1 protein-coding gene is annotated in these 541 nt (G+C 66.7%); it reads right to left on the bottom strand.

What is annotated here, in order from left to right; all coding sequences use genetic code 11:
- Positions 1–331, bottom strand: a 331-nt coding sequence (locus tag DD1DGNOD_RS18680; protein ID WP_165036864.1) for an adenylate/guanylate cyclase domain-containing protein, incomplete at its 3' end; no start/stop codon positions are given.
- Between the last annotated feature and the right edge of the window lie 210 nt (positions 332–541).

The raw sequence follows: 541 nt of genomic DNA, 5'->3' as shown, positions 1-541 counted from the left end.
CGACGAAGAACGAGTCGCCCTGGGTGTCGATCTCCCGGCCGCCGGTCGCGTCGAAGGCCTGTCGTTGCAGGCGTTGGCATTCGGCCAGGATCTCGCCGTAGCGCTCGCCGTGTCTCCTGACCAGTCGGGTCGAGCCCTCGATGTCGGTGAACAGCAGCGTCACCGTGCCTGTGGAGAGCGTCACCGTGCCTGCGGAGGTCGAGTCGGTCAGCATGGTCCGGTTGGCGCGGGAGTCGGATGTCACCAGGCGCATCCGTGGCCCGGATTCCATGTCGACCTCGTCCGTGCCGCACGGCTGGTTGGCGGCCCCGGAGGTGTTGGTGACAACCACATCGCACCCCTCGGTTCCCCGGGTTCTCCGACGGGACGGAGAAGCCATGATCGCGTTGCCTTTGGTCCGCTGGATACTCGCGGGCGAAACCCGGTGGGGAAGCCCGTCCAGGGATATCAAAACACCTGCCGGGGACGCGCACCCGACAACGGGTCGTCCACGGTCGGGACCGTCTCGAGGGATTACCGGACGTCGCAGTTCACTCACAGG

This window comes from Candidatus Protofrankia californiensis (assembly GCF_900634765.1).
Taxonomy (GTDB): Bacteria; Actinomycetota; Actinomycetes; order Frankiales; family Frankiaceae; genus Protofrankia; species Protofrankia californiensis.
The sequence above is the reverse complement of the archived record's forward strand: the minus strand, read 5'-3'. Positions and strand labels throughout refer to the sequence as shown.